Here is a 617-nt window from a genome sequence, read left to right as displayed (position 1 = left end):
CAGAGTGTTGGGAAACCCTTTAGGGTTCCCAACATTCTGCAATCCTTTTTAATTTTAGTAAATGAAAACAATATAAAATAATAAATTTTAGAAAAACAGCCCTCCACCAGACCCTTTTTGGTTAGGTGAAGGGCTATTTTTTTCATGTTTTGACAAGCTGCGGTGAGGTAAGCTTGCATTTGGACAGACTTCAGCCCTCGAAACCGAGCATATCGATAGCCATGTAGTTCTTTGGCATCCGCAAAGCTTCGCTCTATAGTTGAACAGCGTACTTTATACAGTCTTTTCCCTGTAGCTGTTAGTTTGTTTTTTCTAGCGATATCTTTATATTTTTCCCATATATGATGAGTGATAACTTTTTGTTTTTGTTTTTTTGAAAAGCATACCTCACGTAGCGGACAAACAGCGCAGTCTTCTGGATTTGATTTATATTGACGATATCCTTCGCGATCCGTTGTCGTATATTCTAAAATACATCCCATCGGACAAGCAAATACATTCATTTCTTTTACATATTTAAATTGGCTTTTCGGAACGTCTTTATTTCGCTTTCCAAATCGGCGATACCCCATCACCATAAATATATTCTGTTCTGATAGTTTCTTACAGATATAACC

The 617-nt window shown here is 36.8% G+C and carries 1 protein-coding gene; it reads right to left on the bottom strand.

Annotated elements, in window-relative coordinates; genetic code table 11:
- The coding region (locus tag JDS92_RS30080) for a transposase (RefSeq protein WP_242476061.1) at nucleotides 1-617 on the bottom strand (617 nt) is incomplete at both ends.

The sequence above is a fragment of the Bacillus cereus group sp. N12 genome, from assembly GCF_016483575.1.
GTDB classification, from domain to species: domain Bacteria; phylum Bacillota; class Bacilli; order Bacillales; family Bacillaceae_G; genus Bacillus_A; species Bacillus_A toyonensis.
This window is presented reverse-complemented; position numbering and strand designations above follow the sequence as displayed.